Origin of the sequence: Allomuricauda sp. CAU 1633 (assembly GCF_017313225.1) — a bacterium.
Classification (GTDB): Bacteria; Bacteroidota; Bacteroidia; order Flavobacteriales; family Flavobacteriaceae; genus Flagellimonas.
Map to the genome: position 1 here is coordinate 711,753 of NZ_JAFLNE010000001.1, position 16,209 is coordinate 727,961.

A 16,209-nucleotide genomic window follows, 5' to 3' on the forward strand; every position below is an offset into this window, starting at 1 on the left:
TTTAAAACTGCAATTTTCGTTTACGGGCCATGATTTCCCAAGAATCCGTTTTCATGCCATTTTCAATTACGGAAACTTCATCATGCAAATTAATGGTAGGGCAAATGTGATAAGGAACACCATACAGGACATCCCCAACTTTATATTTGTCCCAATTTTTTACTTGAATTACACCATGTTCCTCACTCTGTGAAAGCAATTCATAATCCACAAGGTTCAGGAATTTGACCCGTTTGTCAATCGGATTTTCCGCGGCAACGGACTTATGGCCCAAATCTACGGTTATGATTCCCTCAGTGGGTTTGGAGATAATTCGGGTCACCAAAAGGGCGGCATACTTAAAGTTCTGCTCTGTTAGTTTTTCACCATAACCCCAATCCCAAAGCACACAGGTTCCAGGACTGGTTACCCTTTTTTCTTTTAGCAAATGCGAAGTGAAAGAAGGCGTTCCCCCACAGATTAATTCGGCTAGGGGATAACTTTCTTTCAACGCTTCAAAATAGACTTCAACATCTTTTACCCCATTTTCTATCTTTTGGTTTCGTACTGTAAATTCAGAATCTCGTAAATGGCCATCATAGGCGTGAAGCCCTTTAAAAACTAAAGCCTTGCATATTTTCAAATAGGCCATAAGCTCATCCAGCCCAGGGCCAATTACAATGCCGGAACGATTCATCCCGTTGTTTATGTCGACGTATACAGCTACGGAAAGCTCTTGCTCCAATGCTTTTTGGTTTAAAAGTTCCGCACTGTCTTCATTATCCAATATGGCAGAGAATAGGGTTTCGGGATAGTGTTTTATCAAACGCAAAAACCGGTCAATTTTAGGACCAACCAATTGATGGGCAATTAATACAGACTTGGCTCCAGCTTCGGCGGCAATTTCTGCTTCTGAAATAGTGGAAGCCTTAAAATTGGTGATTCCCGATTCCAATAAAACCTGCATTACTTTGGGCATTTTGTTGGTTTTGATGTGTGGCATCAACCTTTTGGTTTGGCCGTCCACCAAGGTGATCATCTCATTGATGTTGTATTTGAGATGTTCCAAATACAATGCCACGGAAGGAGAATCCACCGTTTCCACATTTTTGATTACGTACCAATCTTCTGCCATCTTCAATGCTGTTTGTTTCAACTTTTGGTTTGACAACAATGTAATCATTTGTGGGGAAACTTGGGTTGATTCCTCTTAAAATTGAAACTTGTACCCAAAGTCGGGGAAGAACCCTATTTGGTCCACCCGGTCCACATTGTTGGTCAAACGGTTGTAGCGGCGCACGAAGATATTTTCATTGTTGGTCACATTCTGTAGGTCAAAATAAAACTGATGTGATTGTTTTTTCTTTCGGCTATTAATTTTAAGACCAAACTTCACATCCCACCGGAAATAATCATCGTATTGTTGGGTAAAGGCCAAGTCTTCTTGAAGCACCTCGTAACCAGCTTGTTGTGAAGATTCCAAGTCCACTGGAGTGTAATAACGCCCACCGGAGGTGGTAAGTCGGGTATCTACAAACCATACATTTTTTCCAGATGGACCTGCCTTGAATTCCTTTCCGGCCAAAAGGTTGACCACATAGCCATTATTGAAAGGTGAATTCCGTTCAACCCCATCACTGCCTTCGTATTTACTTTCAAAAAAGGAGCTCGTCAATAAACCATAATACCCTTTGCTAAAGAATTTTTCAAGGGTGAGTTCGATACCTTGGTTGTATCCTGTTCCCTCATTCACCAAGGAAACCCTATCATTGTCAAAACCAAAATCAGCTCCTTCGGTCAAGGTGGAATAACTGGATGGAAAAGCTTCAACCCCTGCCTTATCAATATCTTGATAATAAATTTCCACCTTGCCTCGCCAACGATCGGCCAAACGAATATCATAGCCCAAGACATAATGGCTGCTTCTAACAAAATCCAATTCCCTGTTGGTTTGTTGGATTTCACCGTTCACATTTTCATTCAAAAACAAAAGCGGCAAGGGAATGGATTGATGATGCAGACCATACCCCAAATTTAAGGTGTGATTGGGAAGAATGGTATAGTTCAGCGCAGCTCTCGGTTCCCACACAAATTGACTGTTCAATGAACTATATTGAGTATGAAGACCTGCATTCAAGGTCAACTTTTCGGTGACCCTGAGCTGTCCTTGGATGTAAGGTTGCCAGAGGGTAATATTTTCATCAATATCTCTAAAATTGACCAAATCTGGATCTCCATCGTTATCATTATCCTCTTGCTCAGTTCTGTCTAACAACAAACTTTGAATATTGAAAGTTTCCAGCAGCAGTCCGGTCCTAAAAGTAAATCTGTTGCTCACTTTGGTGTTGAACAAAGAGGAAAAGGTAAACCGGGTTTCGGAATTATCGGCTTCCGTATAACGAACCAGTCGTTCTTCTGGTGTATCCATATCCAAATAGCGGTCGGCTTTGAAATTGTTTCCGGAATAGGACATGGAAGCCACGGTCCGTAAAAATGAATTTTGATTCAGGCTTAAATTGTATTTCAAACCGAATACCCCAAATTGTGAGTCTACATAAGAGTTTTCATCTTCCGCGGCGAACAAATCATCTGGGTCAATATCATCTCCTTTAAATTCAATATCAGAGGTTCCAATAATTCCAAATGCGGAAAGATTCCCAGAATTCACCCTTCCAAAGTCAACGTTAAAAGAGATGTCATTATAATTGGGAACCGAAGAAGTTCCCCCAGCGCCACCAACACCTAAAATACTGGTCATGGCATATCGACCCGCAACCAAAAAAGAACCTCTGTTTTTGCCCAAAGGGCCTTCGGCCATGGCTTCCAAGCCTGTAAACACTCCGGTTTGCAGAGTGTATTCATAGTCATCGGGATTCCCCTTTCTAAACCCTAAATCAAAGACCCCTCCAATGGCATTGCCATATTCAGCTGGAAACGCAGAGGTAATAAAATCCGAGTTCTTGAGAAGATTGGGATTTAAGGCCGAAACAGGGCTTCCCGTGGTTCCAATGGTGGAAAAATGATTGGGACTTGGAATGGGTACGCCTTCCAAACGCCAGAGTAGCCCCGTTGGGGAATTCCCCCGAATGACAATATCATTTCTACTATCGTCTGGAGCGGAAACCCCTGCAAAATTAGCGGCCAAACGGCCCACATCGCTTCGCCCGCCAGAAAATCGGGTGACTTCCTCCACACCAAACTGACGTGCTGAGACTGTGGCCAGCTTGTTCAAAGGCTCATTTTTATGGTCGGAGTTGGTCAGAATCACTTCATCCAATTGATTAAAAGACTCCAATAACTGAACGGTAATAAAGGCATCTTTTCCTGTGGTGATTACCACATTGGGAATGGTAGTGCTTTCAAACCCGATATAACTGACACGTACCATTTGTCGCCCAATGGGAACATTTTCTAAAGTAAACCGACCATCAAAATCGGTAATGACGCCAGTGGCGATTTCCACGTTCAAAAGTTCAATGGTGGCCCCTTCCAAAGGATTTTCAGATTGTTTGTCTACAACGATTCCCTTAAGCGTGCCTGTTTGGGAAAACATGGAAAATCCGTAAAGGAATGTAAGGGCTAAAATGATTTTTTTCATGACGAGGTTTTTTGATTTTAGCCGAAGTTGCCCCAAAGTTTTTCCTATTGGAACTTAAAACTTTTGAACTGTTGTATTTGCTGATGAAGCCGTGAAACGGGCAACTGAGGCTGATATTCGGTTTACTGGAGACTTAAAGTCAAGTTAATGGCAGTTAAACACGGTTCAATCCCTTTTTTGACATTTGAAGTGAGAGAAGTTTAGGTGTCACGAGGACTTCAGTATCTTTAACAAATGGTTTTTGGGATGTTCAACAAAAGGGGCGTAAAAAAGTTTTTGTTCCGCTGGATGGTGGCCACGGTTGTCTTTTTTCTGATCAAGGTTACTTCTGAGCACGAAAATGACGCTTGGCATTCATTCTTAAATCCCACTAGTCAATTTTACTATTGGACGGCCTTCCTTTTTTTTATGGTGACCTGGGAGTTTAATGATTGGCTGATTCATAGGGAGCGTAAAAAAGGGAGTCTTGACCTTAACAACAGCCTTAAAATCTATGCATTGACCATGGCAGTTTTACTGCCTTTGAGCACATTGACTTATTACTTGGCCTTGTTTCCTTTGAAGGACACTTTGGGGATTCAATGTGAGGAACCCGTTATTGTGGAGTTCACCGGCGATGTGTCAAGGGCCTTGTTGATTGGTTCCACAGTAGTATTTGTTAATCTATTTTATTTTTCCATGAAGCACAGGGAAGAAATGGAAGAACAAATGGAAAACCTGAAAAAGGAGATGATTGCTTCCAAATATTCCTCATTGAGAAGCCAGATCAGTCCCCATTTTTTATTTAATAGTTTAAACACACTTACTTCCCTGATGTATGAAGATCGTGATCTTGCTTCGGATTTTGTCACCCGATTGGCGACCAGTTATCGTTACATCCTGGATAATAAGGAAGAAGATTTGGTGAGTCTTCAAAAGGAACTCAATTTTTTGGATGCCTATATTTTTATGATGGAGGTGCGCCATAAAGATGCTATTTCCATACAAATGGATATCAAAGTCAAGGCAGAAGAATATTGGATCCCCACGCTTACCTTGCAGATGTTGATTGAAAACGCCCTGAAACACAATTGGTACTCCAAAGAGAAACCGCTTCAGATTTGCATTACTTCCATTGAAAGCAATGCCTTAGCCATAAAAAACAGCTTAAGAAAGCGTGAGCTAAAGGAAGAGACCACCAAGTTGGGCTTGGAAAACATTAAAAAGCGATACTCCTACTATTCCAATAAGCAGGTTTTGGTGCGACAGGAAGCGGAGCATTTTGAGGTCATCGTTCCTCTTTTGGATAAAAAAATAACAGAATTAAACTTGAAAGCCATTTCCTAAATGACGGCAGTTATTGTTGAAGACGAAGAATTTGCGGCAAAACGTTTGGCACAGTTAGTCAGGGAACTTACTCCGGACATAACTATAATTGCTGAATTGAATTCCGTGGAGAGCGGGGCTGCATGGTTCAAGAAAAATGACCAGCCCGATTTGGTCTTTTTGGACATTCAACTCAATGATGGTTATGGATTTGATATCCTTGATGGGATTGAGGACCATCCTCCAGTGATTTTTACAACGGCATACAATGAGTTTGCCATCAGGGGTTTTAAATACAATGGAGTGGATTACCTTTTAAAGCCGATCGTAAAGTCTGATTTAAAAACAGCACTGGAAAAATTTAAAAAAAATGTGACCCGGAACGGCCATGTCTCCACTGAGAATTTGGAACATCTCAAACAGCTTTTCCACAAAGAGTACAAACATCGTTTTATGGTAAAGGTAGGAAACCAATTTCGCTCGTTCAATGTGGAGGATATTGCCTATTTTAAGTCAAACGACGGTTTAATTTGTCTTTACACGCATACCGGGCAGTCCTTTCCCATTGAGTATACCATAGATCAATTGGAAAATATTCTGAACCCCATCCATTTTTTTAGGATTAACCGAAAGTTTATGGTATCGGTAAAGTCTGTGGTGGAAATTCACAGTTACTTCAATAGTCGCCTATTGCTAAAATTACTTCCGAAGGAAGAGGAACAGGTCATTGTATCCCGTGAACGCACCACCAACTTTAAGCGGTGGTTGGATATGTAAAATAAAAAACCCCCACATCACTGCAAGGGTCTTATATCTTATTTCTGGCATCTAAAACCTAGTATCTATAGTAATCCGGCTTAAATGGGCCTTTTACTTCCACGCCGATATATTCGGCTTGGTCTTGCTTGAGTTCAGTCAGCTCTGCACCCAAACGAGCCAAATGCAATTGGGCTACCTTTTCATCCAAATGCTTTGGAAGCATATACACTTCGTTTTCGTATTTGTCGCTGTGGTTCCAAAGCTCAATTTGCGCCAAGGTCTGGTTGGTGAACGAGTTACTCATCACAAAACTGGGGTGGCCTGTGGCACACCCTAAGTTTACCAATCGGCCTTCTGCCAAAACCACCAAGTCTTTACCGTCAATGGTATATTTGTCCACTTGTGGCTTTATTTCATCTTTGGTATTCCCATAAGCTCCATTTAACCAGGCCATATCAATCTCATTGTCAAAATGTCCAATGTTGCATACAATGGCCTTGTCTTTTAAGGCTCTAAAGTGTTCTTCTCGGATAATATCCTTATTTCCAGTGGCGGTAATGACCACATCAGCATTGGAAATGACGGTCTCCAATTTTTTCACTTCATAACCATCCATACAGGCCTGAAGCGCACAAATAGGGTCAATTTCTGTTACGGTTACGATGGCACCTGCCCCTCTGAATGAAGCGGCAGTTCCTTTTCCAACATCACCGTACCCGGCAACCACCACACGTTTTCCAGCAAGCATGGTATCGGTAGCCCTTCGGATAGCATCCACGGCACTTTCACGGCATCCATATTTATTATCAAACTTGGACTTGGTCACGGAATCGTTTACGTTGATGGCGGGCATGGGCAGTGTACCTTTCTTCATGCGTTCATACAAACGGTGTACTCCTGTGGTGGTTTCCTCAGAAAGCCCTTTTATTCCCGAAGCCAATTCAGGATATGTGTCCAAAACCATATTGGTAAGGTCACCGCCATCATCCAAGATCATGTTTAAAGGCTGTCTTTCCTCTCCAAAAAACAAGGTTTGTTCAATACACCAGTCGAATTCTTCTTCGTTCATGCCTTTCCAAGCATATACCGGGATACCAGCTGCAGCAATAGCGGCAGCGGCATGGTCCTGTGTGGAAAAGATGTTGCAGGAACTCCAAGTCACTTCGGCACCTAGGGCCACCAAGGTCTCGATCAAGACCGCTGTTTGTATGGTCATATGCAGACAACCGGCAATTCGCGCTCCCTTCAGGGGTTGTTCCTTGCCGTATTCCTCACGCAATGCCATAAGTCCGGGCATTTCGGCCTCGGCAAGCTCAATCTCTTTTCTTCCCCATTGGGCCAGGGAAATGTCCTTTACCTTATATGGTACATACGGAATTGTCTTTGTGCTCATAATTTTATCTAAATTTACTTTTGTAGCTTCGCTTTTAGTGCGACAAAGATACGAATTCGCTTAACTTTTGGTCATGCCCATTTACAAAACCATAACAGTTTCTCCATCAACATCGGTCTATATTTGGAAGGTTGATGAGCCGGAGCAGGATTTATCCGATGGAATTCAGCTGACCCCGCATTGTCAAGATCGAATGGACGGCATGAAATCGGAAGCACATCGCAGGGCTTTTTTGAGTATCAGACACTTAATGGCCGAAGCGGGATATGTAGATCATGATTTATTTTATGACGATTTTGGAAAACCCCATTTAAAGGATGGCAGTCATATTTCCATTACGCATTCCCACAATTTTACGGGAATTATTGTGAGCGAAACCGATGAGGTAGGTATTGATATAGAGATGCAGCGGGGCAAAATACTCCGTATTGCCCACAAGTTCACGCCCATTGAGGAGTATAAAACCTTGGCCAACACCGATGCACTTATCAGAAAGCTCACCATTGTTTGGGGAGCCAAGGAATCACTTTATAAAATATATGCACAACAAGGATTAAGTTTTTTAAGGCATATCAATGTCATGGATTTTACCTTTGAGGATTCCCGTACCGTGGCTGAAATTTTATATAAAGGCAAAAAATCGCACTACGAAATTGAATTTTTGGAATTTGAAGGTTTTACCTGCGTATATGCCCTAAAAATGATGGGAGGATGACAATTCCTTTTTGTAGTTTTGCCCCTGAAAATTCTGCATAGCCCATGAAAATCTCTGTTGAACTTACTCTAACTCCACTTCAAGATAACTTTGAGCCCCCGATCATTGATTTTATCAAAAAATTGCGAGCGTCTGGACTCACCGTTTTGGAAAACCCAATGAGCACCCAAGTGTATGGGGAGTATGATAGGGTCATGGATTTGCTTCAATCTGAAATCAAGGAAGCTTTTGAGAATTTGGATCATGTGGTATTGGCCATGAAAATGGTAAAATCGGACAGAAGCGGCTATGAACCCCATTTTTGATTTCTTTATTGGGCCTTATGAAGATCGGGAACTCTCCTTGATCATTCTGGAGGCCACTGCTTTTTTCTTTGGAATCGCTAGTGTTATCTACGCAAAGCGGGAAGATATTATGGTCTATCCCACAGGTTTGGTGGCGACTGCCATAACCACTTATATTTTCTTTGTAGATCGGTTATTGGGGGATATGATGATGAATTTCTACTTCTCCATCATGAGTATTTACGGATGGTGGAACTGGGCCCGAAGAAAGCAGAACAGGGAGTTTGTGGTAAAAATCTCCAGAACCAGTAAAAGGGAAAAGTGGATTGGATTTGGTCTTTTCCTACTCACCCTGCTAATAACCTTTGGGGTGTACAAGGCATTTGGAGCAGAAATAAAAACCACCAACTATGTGGACATTCTTACTTCGGGGATTTTCTTTACCGGGATGTGGTACATGGCCAACAAAAAATTGGAAAACTGGACCCTTTGGATAATAGGTGATTTAATAACCGTGCCTTTGTACGCGTACAGAGGGTGGGGCATGTTCTCATTGCAATACCTTATCTTCACCGTACTGGCCATTCAGGGATATTTAGCATGGAAGAAAGACTTGGACAAGACCCTACAAACCTCATTAAAATAGTCCTTTTTGGACCAGAATCCACAGGAAAGACCACCTTGGCTACAGCACTGGCCCAGCACTATCATACACAATGGGTTCCTGAATATGCCCGGGAATACCTCCAGGATAAATGGGATCGAGAACAGAAGACCTGCGAACCCAAAGATCTTTTGCCCATTGCTTACGGACAAATGCATTTGGAAAACAAGCTAGCCAAACAAGCCAATAAAATCCTTATTTGCGATACGGACCTTTTGGAAACCAAGGTATATTCAGAAGCCTATTATTTAGGTTCATGTGATCCGGTTTTGGAGAAATATGCCTTGCAGAATTCCTACGACCTGTATCTCCTGACTTACATTGATACCCCATGGGAAGCTGACGACCTTAGAGACAAGCCCGATGAACGTGAGCGAATGTTTGCGTATTTCAAAGAAACTTTGGAAAAATATCACAGGAATTTTATTATTTTAAAGGGAGATAAAGCATCTCGGCTTTCAACAGCAATAAAACACATTGATAAACTTCTCCATAGCATGATCGATTTAAGTCCAAACGACTTGGAACAATTGGAAAGCAAAGGTATTTCCAAAGAAAAAGTAACCCGTCAAATAGAAACGTTTAAAGAAGGAATCCCTTTTGTGGATTTGGTAAAGGCGGCAGTAGTGTCCAATGGTATTCTCCGGTTTTCTGAACAAGAACAGAAAGAACTTGTTCAATATTTTGAAAATTCCCGAGGCAACCTGGAGCTATTAAAATTTGTTCCGGCTTCGGGAGCCGCATCCCGAATGTTTAAGGCTATGTTCAATTTTGTGGACGCTTACGACCCTTCCAAAGAATCGCTTTCAGCCTATATTGAGCGAACGGGCGATACCGATGCCAAAAAGTTTACGGACCAAATGCACAAGCTGCCTTTTTATGATTTAATTATGGGTAGAATCAAAGGTAAAGCGGCTAATAAAGATGAGGAAGCTTACCTTTTTGCAAAGGAAATGCTGATGGAGGATGGATTGAATTACGGATTTTATCCCAAAGGACTTTTGCCGTTCCACCAGTATAATTCAGGTAGTGCTACCCCTTTTGAGGAGCATTTAAAAGAAGCAGCTTTATATGCTAAAACGGATGGGAAAGCCAATCTCCACTTTACGGTTTCGGAGCAGCATGATGATATGTTCGCTGATGAAGAAGCTAAAGTAGCCCCGAAAATTTCGAAAGATACTGATACGGAATTTCATATTTCCTACTCCAATCAAAAGCCATCCACCGATACTATTGCCGTGGATATGGAAAATAAGCCGTTTAAGAATAGTGATGGTTCAATTTTATATAGGCCTGGGGGTCATGGAGCCCTTATTGAGAACTTGAACGACATGGATGCCGACATCATTTTCATCAAGAATATAGATAATGTTGTCATCGATAAAAACTTGGATGAAGTGGCCAATAGCAAAAAAATGTTGGCCGGGGTGCTGAAAAAAGTTCAGGATAAAGCATTTGGCTACGCCCAACAGTTGGAAGAAGGTGATGTCTCTACAGAAATGGCGGACCAAATCAAAGCATTTTTGGAAAAGGACCTAAATGTACGAATGCCCAAAAATTACAATGATTTGTCCGTTGATGAGCAACTCTCAATTTTGAAGGATAGGATAGATAGGCCTATTCGAATTTGTGGGATGGTAAAGAATGAAGGAGAGCCTGGAGGTGGTCCGTTCTGGATTAAAGATGGCGAAGGAAATATTTCATTACAGATCATAGAGTCGGCCCAAATAGATATGTCCAATGGTGAACAAGCCGCTATTTTAAAAAATTCCACCCATTTTAACCCTGTTGATTTGATTTGTGGTGTTCGAAACTATAAAGGCGAAAAATACAACCTCTTGGATTTTGTGGATACCAAACAAGGATTCATTACAGGAAAAACCCAAGAAGGAAAGGAATTAAAGGCTTTGGAGCTTCCCGGACTTTGGAATGGCGCCATGGCTTTTTGGAATACCATTTTTGTTGAGGTACCCTTAGTGACCTTCAATCCGGTGAAAACAGTAAATGACCTTTTGAAGCCGACACATCAAGCTTAAAGATTTTACAAATAAGGAATTAAAATCCGCTCTTTTACAAAGTGCGGATTTTTTTTGCCCACTATGTGACCTAACCTAAAAGATGGTGTCCAAAAGAGAAAGGATACTGTGATATCGCATGAAGAATGTACCGCTTTTTGCAATAAGGCAGAATAATCCTTACCAGGCTAAATAGATTTTTAGGTTGGTTGATTTGGTTAGGAGGCCGTGCACCATGTACGGCTTTCTTTTACCACAAAGTCTAAAATGAAAATGGAACCAGACCACAATGGTATATAAAATAATTCTATTCCTTAATCTAATCGCAATGGCCATTGTCATATACCTTTTGGCATCTTATACGAAGGATATGAAAAAGAAAAATGAACAAAAAAATCAGGATGATGCTATGCAATAAGCACTAACCATGCATTTTCCACCATGCCAAATATTCATGGTCTTTTTCCTTGGGATTATGATGTTGGCATTAAAAGGCTGCTTCGGCAGCCTTTTTTATGTCTTGTGCATCACAAAAAACAGCAGGCTTGTTGTTAAAGTGAATTTACCTGATTTTTGCTATGAAAAAAGGAAATCAGCCTTTACATTTGCCCCATCTCAAAGGGGTGCTTTTTTAAAAGGCTGAGATTATACCCAATGAACCTGGGCGGGTAATGCTGCCAAGGGATTGCGCTAAAGCGCATCTTGGAATTTCTATGTTTCCTTAGAAACAAAAATCAAATAGTAACAAGAATAATGGCCCCTTTTATTCGTAAAATTTTTACGGATGAAAACTTTATTCACAACATTGGCCCTTTCTGGGCTCGCGCTTGGATTGAGCGCACAAGAACAACAAACCGATTCTTTGGAAGGAAAAAAAGTGGTGCTGGACGAAGTTCTGGTACAGGCCATTAGGGTAACCAAGGAGTTTCCCATCACTTTTTCCAATTTAGATCAAGAGGAAATCGCACCTCGGAACTTGGGGCAAGACGTCCCTATTTTAATGAACTTTTTACCGGCCGTGGTCACCACCTCCGATGCAGGAGCAGGAGTCGGCTACACGGGCATTCGGGTTCGAGGAAGTGACGCCACTCGAGTGAATGTTACCATCAATGGTGTTCCCTATAACGATGCAGAATCGCAAGGAACCTTTTGGGTGAATATGCCCGATTTTGCCTCTTCCACCCAAAGTTTGCAATTGCAGCGCGGTGTGGGAACTTCCACCAACGGAGCAGCAGCTTTTGGAGCCAGTTTAAACTTGTTGACGGATGCTTTTTCCGAAGAGGCGTATGCGAGGATTTCCTCATCTGTGGGAAGCTTCAATACACTTAGGAACAACATTAAGTTCAGTACGGGAATCTTGAGTGATCATTTTGAAATATCCGGGCGTTTGTCGCGAATCACCTCGGATGGGTATATTGATAGGGCCCGTTCAGAATTGGATGCCTATTTCCTGCAAGGGGTGTATAAAGACGATAATACCCTGATAAAAGCATTGCTTTTCGGAGGACACGAAATCACCTATCAAGCATGGAACGGCATTACTGCTGAAGAATTGGAAACCGACAGAACCTACAATTCCGCAGGAATTTATACCGATGAAAACGGTACTATTCAATTCCACGACAATGAGGTGGATGATTACAAACAAGACCACTTCCAACTCCATTGGAACGAAACTTTAAGTGATGAATGGAGCACCAACTTGGCGTTACACTACACCCGCGGGCGAGGATTTTTTGAGCAGTACCGGGAAGATGAGGATTTTGGCGACTATGGTTTGGAGCCCATCGCATTGGGAGGAGAGACTGTAGAAACCACAGATTTAATACGAAGAAGATGGTTGGACAACGACTTTTATGGTACCGTGTTTTCAGCCACCTACAATAAGGACAACCTAAGGTTGATTCTTGGTGGAGGGTATAATGAGTATAAAGGAGATCATTTTGGCGAGATCATCTGGGCCCGATATGCCAGCGGTAGTGAAATTGGCGATAGATATTACGAGGACAATTCCACAAAAACTGACTTGAATGTGTATGCCAAGGCTAACTTTCAATTAAACAACAAGTGGTCCATTTTTGGTGATGTGCAGTACCGTGGTGTTGGATACGAAGCCAATGGGGATGACACGGGATTGGTGGATGATACCTTTAATTTTTTCAATCCAAAAGCTGGAATTACCTTCGATTTGAACCCAAATAACAATTTCTATTTGTCGTATGCTAGAGCTAACCGGGAGCCGAATCGAAACGACTATGAAAATGGGAGCCCCAAACCTGAAAAGTTAAATGATTTTGAGTTGGGGTGGCGTTATATTTCTCCAGATTTTCAATTGAACACCAATGTGTACTACATGCGGTATAAGGACCAATTGGTACTCACTGGAGAACTCAATGATGTTGGTGCACCATTGCGTGCCAATGTGGGTGACAGCTACCGTTTAGGCTTGGAGGTGGATGCTAATCTTCGGTTGGGGAACAAGTTTAGACTGAGACCCAATGTTGCTTTGAGCGATAACCGTAATATCGATTTCTTTTTTCAACGGGATGGTGCGCTTCAGGATTTGGGGAATACCCATATTGCTTATTCGCCCCAAGTGGTTGCTGGAAATGTGCTGACATTTCAGCCCAACCAGAACCTGCAAGTGTCTTTGTTGTCAAAATTTGTAGGGAAACAATACATGGGCAACATCGATTCTGAAAGCTCAACCTTGGACAGTTATTCCCAAACGGACTTCAATGTACAGTATGTGATTGAAACCGGGTCTTTTGTGAAAAGTATTGTACTTTCGGGTCTGGTGAACAATATTTTTGATGCAGACATTGTTTCCAACGGATATTTCTACACCTACGATGATGATTTTTCCAATCCGGGAACCATCACCACCATTGAAGGCGCTGGCTATTATCCTCAGGCTGGAATCAACTTTTTGGTTGGTGCAACAGTTAATTTCTAAGGCTTAAGTTTATGGGATTCTGTACATTTATAACCCATGACAGAATCCCATTTTAATTTTTCCGAAGATAAACCCCTTAGATGGGGGGTAATCGGCTGCGGAAGCGTGGCCGAAAAGAAAAGTGTACCCGCCTATCAAAAAACTTCAGGTTTTGAAGTTCACACGGTCATGCGACGTGATACCGAAAAGGCCGAAGACTATGCAAAAAGGCACCATGTTGCACATTGGACCACTGATGCCAAAACGGTTATCGAAAATCCTGATGTTGATGCTGTTTATATCGCTACACCACCAGACACCCATAAATTGTACGCACTACAAGTAGCGGCGGCAGGAAAACCCTGTTGCATTGAGAAGCCCATGGCTCCGTGCTATCAGGATAGTTTAGAAATTCACCATGCTTTTGAAACGAAAGGCATTCCTCTTTTTGTTGCGTACTACCGTAGGTCGTTGCCTCGTTTCCTCCAGATAAAGCAATGGTTGGATGAGAAACTGATAGGTAAGGTGAGGCATATTCATTGGCAAAAGACCCAACCGCCCAACAAAATGGATTTGAGCGGGGAATACAATTGGCGCACTGATAAAGTTGTGGCACCGGGAGGATATTTTGACGATTTAGCCAGTCACGGTCTCGACTTGTTCACTTTTTTATTGGGCGATATACAAAAAGTTCATGGAGTTGCCACAAATCAACAAGGATTGTATTCCGCCTATGATGCCATATCTGGTTCTTGGCTGCATAGTAATGGTATCACTGGGGAAGGGGTTTGGAATTTTGGAACCCAAAATCGTGTGGACAAGGTTGAAATTTTAGGTTCTGATGGAACCATAACCTTTGCGGTATTGGATGATGCACCAGTAGAGTTAAAAAATGCAGATGGACATCAAGTTTTGGAGATTCCACATCCAGAACACGTGCAACAGCATCATGTGGAAAACATCAAAAACCATTTTCTAAGTAATGGAAATCACCCCTCTTCGGGAAAATCAGCATTACATACCAGTTGGGTCATGGATAAGATTCTGGGAGCAATTTAAAAACTACCAGAGTTGGTGCACCTGCTTTTTGATGTACTTTTCGTAAATAGCCTTGACCGCCTGATTTTGTTCAGCCGTAAGTGTAGGAAGCCTTGTTGCTTTCAAATTGGAATGCAAATGCGCTGCTTTTGAAGCACCTGGAATAATGCAACTTACTTCAGGAAAGTCCAAAATCCATCGCAATGCGATTGGCGCCAAATTTTCATGATCAGGAAATAGCTTTTTTAACTCTTCCACGGCTTCCAAGCCTAGTTCAAATGGAATTCCGGAAAATGTTTCACCTTTATCAAAAACTGCACCTTCACGGTTAAAAAAGCGGTGATCCTCTTTTTCAAACGTGGAATCGGCAGAAAATTTACCCGTAAGCAATCCACTCGCCAATGGAACGCGTACAATGATTCCAACATCCTTTTTTTTCGCCTGTTCAAAAAACAGTTCTGAAGGTCGTTGCCGAAACATATTGAATATGATTTGTACGGTGGTCACATTGGAATATTCCATTCCTTTAATGGCTTCCTCCACCTTTTCAACACTTACTCCCAAGTTTTTTATCTTCCCCTCATCCTTTAATCGGTCAAAAAGTTCAAAGATTTCTGGTCGGTAGTACACTTCGGTAGGGGGGCAATGCAATTGAATGAGGTCCAAACACTCCAATCCCAAATTTTTAAGACTATCCTCTACAAATTTTCGCAATGCTTTTACCGTATAGCCCTCATTGACATGCGGGTTGATTTGTCGTCCACATTTGGAGGCCACATAAATTTCTTCCGATCTGGATTTTACCACTCTGCCTACGGCAGCTTCACTGGCACCTGCTTCATACACATCGGCAGTGTCTATAAAATTGATTCCAGAATCAATCGCCTCATTGATAATACCTTCTGCAAGGGCATCATCAAAACCAGAACCCCATTTGCCTCCCACTTGCCATGTGCCCAAAGAGATTTCAGAGACCTTAAGTCCGGTTTTTCCAAGTTTTCTGTATTGCATGCTACTGTTTTAGTTGGATATGGTTACTATATTTCCGCTTTGTGTGGCTCGGTAAAAAAGAAGATCGTAGTATCTCTTGCCATCATCGGGCCTGTCCAGTTGCTGGCCCGTAAAGAGATTATACGTAAAGCCTTCGCAATCGCAGACCACATTTTGGCCATCAATGGTCATAGTAGAGCAATTGTTGGGGGTATGGTTAGGACAACTGGCCTCAAAAGCATAAAAGCTGTCCAAACCGGATTTAATAACAAATGCTCCCCGGGTTCCTACTCCATTATTGCCCACATAAACTGGATTTCCAATGTTATTCAATCCGCTGTAGAGAGGAAGGTTTAGGTTCATATCAAACCTAAAATTCACCTCTTGGAGATAAGGGTTTCTATTGGTATTATCTGAACTACAGGAAATTAGGGTAAGAAGTAGAACGCAGGCCCAAAAGTGTTTCATAGTTGGAATTTCAATTCATCGCTCCACAAAGTTGAACAAAAATTACCTATATTTGCGTTAAATCCT

Annotated in this window: 13 protein-coding genes and 1 riboswitch; of the genes, 8 read left to right on the plus strand and 5 right to left on the minus strand. The window is 42.0% G+C overall.

From position 1 onward, the window contains the following. Position 1 precedes the first annotated feature (1 nt). Together J0X14_RS03185 and J0X14_RS03190 are read right to left on the minus strand one after the other, a co-directional pair. The gene (locus J0X14_RS03185; protein WP_207096302.1) at positions 2–1,114 is read right to left on the minus strand and encodes a D-TA family PLP-dependent enzyme; all 1,113 of its coding nucleotides are present in this window, start codon (positions 1,112–1,114) and stop codon (positions 2–4) included. A 75-nt stretch (positions 1,115–1,189) separates the two neighbouring features. Next, positions 1,190–3,577: a TonB-dependent receptor gene (locus J0X14_RS03190; RefSeq protein ID WP_207096303.1), complete on the minus strand. Its 2,388-nt coding sequence runs from the start codon at positions 3,575–3,577 to the stop codon at positions 1,190–1,192. A gap of 246 nt (positions 3,578–3,823) precedes the next feature. On the opposite strand from J0X14_RS03190, the gene J0X14_RS03195 reads away from it, so the two are divergent. Then, on the plus strand, positions 3,824–4,903 hold the full coding sequence (locus J0X14_RS03195; protein ID WP_207096304.1) for a sensor histidine kinase: 1,080 nt from the start codon (positions 3,824–3,826) through the stop codon (positions 4,901–4,903). Continuing rightward, complete coding sequence (locus tag J0X14_RS03200) at positions 4,904–5,659, plus strand: LytR/AlgR family response regulator transcription factor (protein WP_207096305.1); 756 nt, start codon at positions 4,904–4,906, stop codon at positions 5,657–5,659. It begins immediately after the preceding gene. Positions 5,660–5,717: 58 nt separating this feature from the next. Here the strand turns inward: J0X14_RS03200 and ahcY are convergent, their stop codons facing one another. Then, complete coding sequence (gene ahcY / locus J0X14_RS03205; RefSeq protein WP_207096306.1) at positions 5,718–7,034, minus strand: adenosylhomocysteinase; 1,317 nt, start codon at positions 7,032–7,034, stop codon at positions 5,718–5,720. A gap of 73 nt (positions 7,035–7,107) precedes the next feature. Between ahcY and J0X14_RS03210 the strand changes: the two genes are divergently transcribed. The 6 genes from J0X14_RS03210 to J0X14_RS03235 all read left to right on the plus strand — a co-directional run bounded on the left by J0X14_RS03210 (position 7,108) and on the right by J0X14_RS03235 (position 14,706). Then, positions 7,108–7,749 carry a 4'-phosphopantetheinyl transferase family protein gene (locus J0X14_RS03210; RefSeq protein WP_207096307.1) on the plus strand — a complete coding sequence of 214 codons (642 nt, stop codon included), beginning with the start codon at positions 7,108–7,110 and terminating at the stop codon, positions 7,747–7,749. A gap of 44 nt (positions 7,750–7,793) precedes the next feature. Next, on the plus strand, positions 7,794–8,054 hold the full coding sequence (locus J0X14_RS03215) for a YkoF family thiamine/hydroxymethylpyrimidine-binding protein (protein WP_207096308.1): 261 nt from the start codon (positions 7,794–7,796) through the stop codon (positions 8,052–8,054). Then, positions 8,038–8,679 (plus strand): nicotinamide riboside transporter PnuC, encoded by a 642-nt coding sequence (gene pnuC / locus J0X14_RS03220; protein WP_207096309.1) that lies wholly within the window; start codon positions 8,038–8,040, stop codon positions 8,677–8,679. The genes J0X14_RS03215 and pnuC overlap by 17 nt, the downstream gene beginning before the upstream one ends. Next, positions 8,634–10,733: a DUF4301 family protein gene (locus J0X14_RS03225; protein ID WP_207096310.1), complete on the plus strand. Its 2,100-nt coding sequence runs from the start codon at positions 8,634–8,636 to the stop codon at positions 10,731–10,733. Before pnuC ends, J0X14_RS03225 begins: the two co-directional genes overlap by 46 nt. A 588-nt stretch (positions 10,734–11,321) precedes the next feature. Then, a riboswitch (TPP riboswitch) is annotated at positions 11,322–11,414 on the plus strand. Positions 11,415–11,496: 82 nt separating this feature from the next. Then, the gene (locus tag J0X14_RS03230; RefSeq protein ID WP_207096311.1) at positions 11,497–13,668 is read left to right on the plus strand and encodes a TonB-dependent receptor; all 2,172 of its coding nucleotides are present in this window, start codon (positions 11,497–11,499) and stop codon (positions 13,666–13,668) included. A gap of 36 nt (positions 13,669–13,704) precedes the next feature. Beyond that, complete coding sequence (locus J0X14_RS03235; protein WP_207096312.1) at positions 13,705–14,706, plus strand: Gfo/Idh/MocA family protein; 1,002 nt, start codon at positions 13,705–13,707, stop codon at positions 14,704–14,706. Positions 14,707–14,709: 3 nt separating this feature from the next. On the opposite strand, the gene J0X14_RS03240 is transcribed toward J0X14_RS03235, so the two are convergent. Continuing rightward, positions 14,710–15,696 (minus strand): aldo/keto reductase, encoded by a 987-nt coding sequence (locus J0X14_RS03240; RefSeq protein WP_207096313.1) that lies wholly within the window; start codon positions 15,694–15,696, stop codon positions 14,710–14,712. Positions 15,697–15,705: 9 nt separating this feature from the next. Further along, positions 15,706–16,143 carry a Rieske (2Fe-2S) protein gene (locus tag J0X14_RS03245; RefSeq protein WP_207096314.1) on the minus strand — a complete coding sequence of 146 codons (438 nt, stop codon included), beginning with the start codon at positions 16,141–16,143 and terminating at the stop codon, positions 15,706–15,708. Positions 16,144–16,209 lie beyond the last annotated feature (66 nt).

Excerpts from the sequence above, each read along its gene's own strand:
- J0X14_RS03185 (WP_207096302.1), bottom strand. The coding sequence starts at position 1,114 with ATGGCAGAAGATTGGTACGTAATCAAAAATGTGGAAACGGTGGATTCT.
- J0X14_RS03190 (WP_207096303.1), bottom strand. The coding sequence starts at position 3,577 with ATGAAAAAAATCATTTTAGCCCTTACATTCCTTTACGGATTTTCCATG.
- J0X14_RS03195 (WP_207096304.1), top strand. The coding sequence starts at position 3,824 with ATGTTCAACAAAAGGGGCGTAAAAAAGTTTTTGTTCCGCTGGATGGTG.
- J0X14_RS03200 (WP_207096305.1), top strand. The coding sequence starts at position 4,904 with ATGACGGCAGTTATTGTTGAAGACGAAGAATTTGCGGCAAAACGTTTG.
- ahcY (WP_207096306.1), bottom strand. The coding sequence starts at position 7,034 with ATGAGCACAAAGACAATTCCGTATGTACCATATAAGGTAAAGGACATT.
- J0X14_RS03210 (WP_207096307.1), top strand. The coding sequence starts at position 7,108 with ATGCCCATTTACAAAACCATAACAGTTTCTCCATCAACATCGGTCTAT.
- J0X14_RS03215 (WP_207096308.1), top strand. The coding sequence starts at position 7,794 with ATGAAAATCTCTGTTGAACTTACTCTAACTCCACTTCAAGATAACTTT.
- pnuC (WP_207096309.1), top strand. The coding sequence starts at position 8,038 with ATGAACCCCATTTTTGATTTCTTTATTGGGCCTTATGAAGATCGGGAA.
- J0X14_RS03225 (WP_207096310.1), top strand. The coding sequence starts at position 8,634 with ATGGAAGAAAGACTTGGACAAGACCCTACAAACCTCATTAAAATAGTC.
- J0X14_RS03230 (WP_207096311.1), top strand. The coding sequence starts at position 11,497 with ATGAAAACTTTATTCACAACATTGGCCCTTTCTGGGCTCGCGCTTGGA.
- J0X14_RS03235 (WP_207096312.1), top strand. The coding sequence starts at position 13,705 with ATGACAGAATCCCATTTTAATTTTTCCGAAGATAAACCCCTTAGATGG.
- J0X14_RS03240 (WP_207096313.1), bottom strand. The coding sequence starts at position 15,696 with ATGCAATACAGAAAACTTGGAAAAACCGGACTTAAGGTCTCTGAAATC.
- J0X14_RS03245 (WP_207096314.1), bottom strand. The coding sequence starts at position 16,143 with ATGAAACACTTTTGGGCCTGCGTTCTACTTCTTACCCTAATTTCCTGT.